This window comes from Pseudoxanthomonas sp. LjRoot204_2 (assembly GCF_056175765.1).
The window spans coordinates 1-5,341 of record NZ_JBGFFG010000235.1; the positions used below are offsets into that span (position 1 = coordinate 1).

General features: G+C 69.4%; 5 protein-coding genes. All 5 read left to right on the forward strand.

Annotated features, from left to right (window positions below):
- Positions 1-43 precede the first annotated feature (43 nt).
- From AC04L7_RS11745 to AC04L7_RS11765, 5 genes are read left to right on the forward strand one after another with little or no spacing between them, the layout of a single operon-like run.
- On the forward strand, positions 44-667 hold the full coding sequence (locus AC04L7_RS11745) for a 2-dehydro-3-deoxy-6-phosphogalactonate aldolase (protein ID WP_299345913.1): 624 nt from the start codon (positions 44-46) through the stop codon (positions 665-667).
- Positions 664-1,815, forward strand: coding sequence for a galactonate dehydratase (gene dgoD / locus AC04L7_RS11750; RefSeq protein ID WP_299345910.1), 1,152 nt, complete (start codon positions 664-666; stop codon positions 1,813-1,815). Before AC04L7_RS11745 ends, dgoD begins: the two co-directional genes overlap by 4 nt.
- A 4-nt stretch (positions 1,816-1,819) precedes the next feature.
- Positions 1,820-2,719, forward strand: coding sequence for an SMP-30/gluconolactonase/LRE family protein (locus tag AC04L7_RS11755; protein WP_475513060.1), 900 nt, complete (start codon positions 1,820-1,822; stop codon positions 2,717-2,719).
- Positions 2,716-3,624 (forward strand): 2-dehydro-3-deoxygalactonokinase, encoded by a 909-nt coding sequence (locus AC04L7_RS11760; RefSeq protein ID WP_436000492.1) that lies wholly within the window; start codon positions 2,716-2,718, stop codon positions 3,622-3,624. Before AC04L7_RS11755 ends, AC04L7_RS11760 begins: the two co-directional genes overlap by 4 nt.
- Positions 3,625-3,635: 11 nt before the next feature.
- Complete coding sequence (locus tag AC04L7_RS11765) at positions 3,636-5,309, forward strand: glycoside hydrolase family 43 protein (RefSeq protein WP_299345901.1); 1,674 nt, start codon at positions 3,636-3,638, stop codon at positions 5,307-5,309.
- The last annotated feature ends 32 nt before the right edge of the window (positions 5,310-5,341 follow it).

A 5,341-nucleotide genomic window follows, 5' to 3' on the forward strand; every position in this document is an offset into this window, starting at 1 on the left:
CCATCGATGGCGGCCGTTCGCAGGTCTACCACGACTGATCCGCATGGACGCGCCCACCCTTCCCTTCGCCCTGCCGCTGATCGCGATCCTGCGCGGCATCACGCCGGCCGACGTGCCCGCACACGTGGGCGCGCTGGTGGAAGAAGGCTACGACGCGATCGAGATCCCGACCAATTCGCCGGACTGGGCGCGCAGCGTGCGCATCGCCGTCGATGCGTTCGGCGATCACGCATGGATCGGTGCGGGCACCGTGCTGACGACGGTGGATGCGGATGCATTGCTCGCTGCCGGTGGACGCCTGATGGTCACGCCGAACACGCGCCCGCCGGTGATCCGCCACGCAGTCGAGCGCGGCCTGCAGGTCGCCGCCGGTGTCGCCACGGCGAGCGAAGCCTTCGACGCGCTCGATGCCGGCGCGCAGATGCTCAAGCTGTTCCCCGCATCCATCTACGGACCGGCGATGGTGCGCGCCCTGCGCAGCGTGCTGCCGCCGGTTCCCCTATTCGCCGTCGGTGGCGTCACGCCCGACACCCTCTCCGGCTACCTCTCAGCCGGCTGTCAGGGCGCCGGCATCGGCGGCGAACTTTACAAGCCCGGCCAGCCGGTCGAGCGCACGTGCGAGTACGCGCGTCGCTTCCGCCAGGCCTACCTGGACCACGCCGCATGAAGATCGTCCGCGTCAGCACCTTCCACGCCGCACCACGCTGGCTCTTCCTCAAGGTGGAGACCGACGAGGGCGTGACCGGCTGGGGCGAGCCGGTCATCGAAGGGCGCGCCAGCACCGTGGAAGCGGCGGTGCACGAACTGGCGGACTATCTCGTCGGCCAGGATCCTGCGCGCATCAATGATCTGTGGCAGGTGCTGTATCGCGGCGGCTTCTATCGCGGCGGCGCCATCCTGATGAGCGCGATCGCCGGCATCGACCAGGCCCTATGGGACATCAAGGGCAAGGCGCTCGGCGTGCCCGTCTACCAGCTGCTCGGCGGACGCGTGCGCGACCGCATGAAGACCTATCGCTGGGTGGGCGGCGACCGCCCTGCCGACATCGTCGCGCAGATGCAGCGCTACCAGGCGCAGGGCTTCGACACGTTCAAGTTCAACGGCACCGAGGAACTGAAGCTCATCGACAGCCCTCGCGCGATCGACGCGGCGGTGGCCAAGGTCGCGGCGATCCGCGACGCGATGGGCGACCGCGTCGATTTCGGCATCGACTTCCATGGCCGTGTCAGCGCGCCGATGGCGCGCGTGCTGCTGCGCGAACTGGCGCCGTTCAAGCCGCTGTTCGTCGAAGAGCCGGTGTTGCCCGAACAGTGGGAGTACTACCGCCCGTTGTCCGATGCGACCTCGATCCCGCTCGCCGCCGGCGAACGCATGTATTCGCGCGCCGAGTTCAAGCCGGTCCTCGCGGCCGGCGGCCTGGCGATCCTGCAGCCCGACCTGTCGCACGCCGGCGGCATCACCGAGTGCGTGAAGATCGCGGCGATGGCCGAGGCGCACGACGTGGCGCTGGCGCCGCACTGCCCGCTGGGCCCGGTCGCGCTGGCCGCGTGCCTGCAGGTGGACTTCGTGTCGCACAACGCGATGCTGCAGGAGCAGAGCATCGGCATCCACTACAACACCGGCGCGGACCTGCTGGACTACGTGCTCAACAAAGAGGATTTCCGCTGCGACGACACCGGCAGCATCGCCGCACTGCCCAGGCCCGGCCTGGGCGTGGAGATCGACGAGGACCGTCTGGTGGAAGCGCACCGGCAGCCGCCGCGCTGGCGCAACCCGTTGTGGCGGCATGCCGATGGCAGCGTGGCCGAGTGGTGATGCCGTGACGACGGCGCTGGCGACCCTGGCCGTCGACAGCCGCTGCGCGCTGGGCGAAGGCATCCTGTGGTGCGACCGCCGTCGCGTGCTGTACTGGACCGACATCCTCGCCGCCGAACTGTGGCGGCACGATCCCGACAGTGGCCACACGCATACGTGGTCGCTCCCCTCGCCGCTCGGTTGCCTCGCACTCGGCGAGGATGGGCGCCTGCTGCTGGGCCTGGCGAAGGGGCTCTACGCGAGCGATGTGGAAGCGCAGCTGTCCTCGCGCGACCTCGCCCTGGAGAAACTGGCCGATGTCGAGGCCGGCGACCCGATGACCCGCATCAACGACGGCCGCGTGGATCGTGAAAGCGGCTTCGTGTTCGGGACCAAGAGCGAACACGCCGATCTGCGTCCGGCGGGCCGCTTCTACCAGTACACCGCGACGCACGGATTGCGTGAACTGGCCTTGCCGCACGCCGCCATCCCGAATTCGATCTGCTTCGACGCCACCGGCACGCGGATGTACTTCTGCGATTCGGTGACGCCGCGGATCCTGCAGTGCCGTTACGACGCCGCGACCGCAACCGTGTCCGACATCGCGGTGTTCGTCGACCTCGACCTGCCCGGCGCGGAACCCGACGGTTCCATCATCGACGCCGAAGGCGCGTTGTGGAACGCACAGTGGGGCGCAGGACGCGTGGTGCGCTACCTCCCGGATGGCCGCATCGACCGGATCGTGCGCGTGCCGGCGCCGCAGCCTTCGTGTTGCGTGTTGCACGAGGACACGCTGTACGTGACCAGCGCACGCGTCGGACTCGACGCCGCCGCGCTCGCCGCTTCGCCGTTGTCGGGCGGCGTGTTCGCGCATCGCACCGGGCGCGCGCTGGCGCGCGGCGTGGACCGGGTGCGCCTGCCATGATCGCCGTCGACTGGGGTGCCAGCAGCCTGCGCCTGTACCGGATGGCCGACGACGGCCAGGTCCGCGAACGCCGCCGCAGCGACCAGGGCGTGCTGGCGTGCGCGGGCCGTTTCGGCGACGTGCTCGCGCAGGAAATCGCCGGCTGGGACGACACCGACATCCTGCTGTGCGGCATGGTGGGCGGACGCGGCGGCTGGCACGAGATGCCGTACCTGTCCTGCCCGGCCGGCAACCATGCGCTGGCGCTCGGCATGCAGCGTTTCCATCCGCCGGGCTTCGATGGCCGCGCGCTATGGCTGGTGCCTGGCCTGCGCGACAGCGACTCGGACAGCGTGCCAGACGTCATGCGTGGCGAAGAGACGCAACTCGCCGCATTGCTCGATGCCCTGCCCGGCGGAACGCACGTCGTCTGCCTGCCCGGCACCCACAGCAAGTGGGTCACGGTGCGCGACGGCCAGGTGCACCGCATCGCCACCGCGATGACCGGCGAACTCTTCGCGCTGTTGCGCCAGCACAGCATCCTCGGCCGGTTGATGCCCGCCGGCGACGTGCGCTTCGATGGTTACGCATTCGATGCCGGGCTGAAGCGCAGCGCCGACGCCGGTGGCCTGCTGCACCACCTGTTCGGCGTGCGCACGACGGGCCTGTTCCAGCAATTCGCCGAACCGGCGCTACCTTCGTATCTCTCCGGCCTACTGATCGGCCACGAGTTGCGCGCATCGGGCTTGCTCTCGCATGCGCCGCGCCCGGCGCAGGTGCACCTGATCGGCAACGACCGCCTGCTGGCCTCCTACGCGCACGCACTGACGACGCTGGGCGTCGGCGTGCAGCGCCATCCCGAAGACCTGTCCGCGCGCGGCCTGCATGCGCTGTGGGCACGGCGGACCGCGACCGCCCCCTACTAGAGGAAGACCGGATGCTGAAGCACTGCGCATGGATCCTGGCGGCATCGTTGATGATCGGTCCCGCATGGGCGGGCGATGCGGTCTTCAGCGACGTGCGCTACCACGGCGACGATGGGGGTCCAACGGTGGGCGCGGACGAGTACCGCAATCCGGTCGTCGCGGGCTTCTACCCCGACCCGTCCGCTATCCGCGTCGGCGACGATTTCTACCTGGTGAATTCCACGTTCGGTTACTTCCCCGGCCTGCCAGTCTTCCACAGCACCGACCTGGTGTCGTGGACCCAGGTGGGCAACGCGATCCATCGCCCCGGACAGATCAACTACGGCGAGAAGGAAGAACTGACCCGCGGCCTGTTCGCCGCCACCCTCGCCCACCACGACGGCATGTTCTACATCGCCAACACCTGCTTCTACTGCGATCGCGGCAACTTCGTGGTGACGGCCAGGAGTCCTGCGGGCCCGTGGTCGGACCCGATCTGGCTCGGCGTCACCGGCATCGATCCGTCGCTGTTCTTCGACGACGACGGCAGCGCGTGGGTGGTCCACAACGATGTCCCCGATGGAAAGCTCCGCTACGACGGCCATCGCGCCATCTGGCTGCAGCGTTTCGACTTCGGCAGGCGCGAACGGGTCGGCAAGCGCCTCCTGCTGGTGGACGGCGGCGCCGATCCCGCGGCGAATCCCGAGCACATCGAAGGCCCCCACGTCTTCAAGCACAACGGCTGGTACTACCTGACCGCGGCCGAGGGCGGCACCGGTGAGCAGCACGCGCAGATGGTATGGCGCAGCCGCGCGCTCACCGGCCCGTATCAACCCTCGCCGTCGAATCCCGCGTTGACCCAGCGCGACCTCGACCCGAAGCGCGCCGATCCGGTGACGTCCACCGGCCACGCGCAGTTCGTGAAGCTCAAGGACGGCACGTGGTGGGCGGTGTTCCTCGCCACCCGTCCGTACCGCGGCAACCAGTACAACCTCGGCCGCGAAACCTTCCTGCTGCCGGTGACGTGGAAGGACGGCTGGCCGGTGGTCCTGCCCCGCGGCGAACGCGTGCCGATGGTCGCGAAGCGCCCGGACCTGCCACGCAATGCGCAACCGTTACCCACGAGCGGGCCGATGACGTGGACCGAGCGCTTCGACGCGCCCGCGCTGCCGCTGTCGTGGATGACCCTGCATCCGCCGCAGAGCCGCTGGTACACCACCGGCGCGCACGGCCTGACGATCACGCCGGGCACGATGCCGCTGGGCGCCTTCGGCACGGTGCCGGGCCAGCCGTCGTACATCGCCCACCGCGTGCAGCATCACGCGGCCACGCTGGACACCACGCTCGCCTCGTTCGAGCCCGCCGTCGGTGAACTGGCAGGACTCGTGCTGCTGCAGAATGAGTACGGTCACTACGTGCTCGGCGTCGAACGCGATGCGCGCGGACTGGCGGTGTCGCTGTACCGGCGCAGCGGCCACGAGGACGGGAAGGAAGGCGACCGCCTGGCGCGCATTCCGCTGGACGAAGGACACGGCCCCGTGTCGCTGCGCTTCCGCGTCGATGGCCCGCGCCTGGACGCGTCGTACTCGCTGACCGCTGGCGACTGGAAGAGCGTCGCCACTGGCCTGGACGCCAGCCTGCTGAGCGTGGAGACGGCGGGTGGCTTCATCGGCAATACGTTCGGCCTCTACGCCGTGCGTCGCTGACCGCGAGATCACGGAGTCCGCATGCCTGGCAC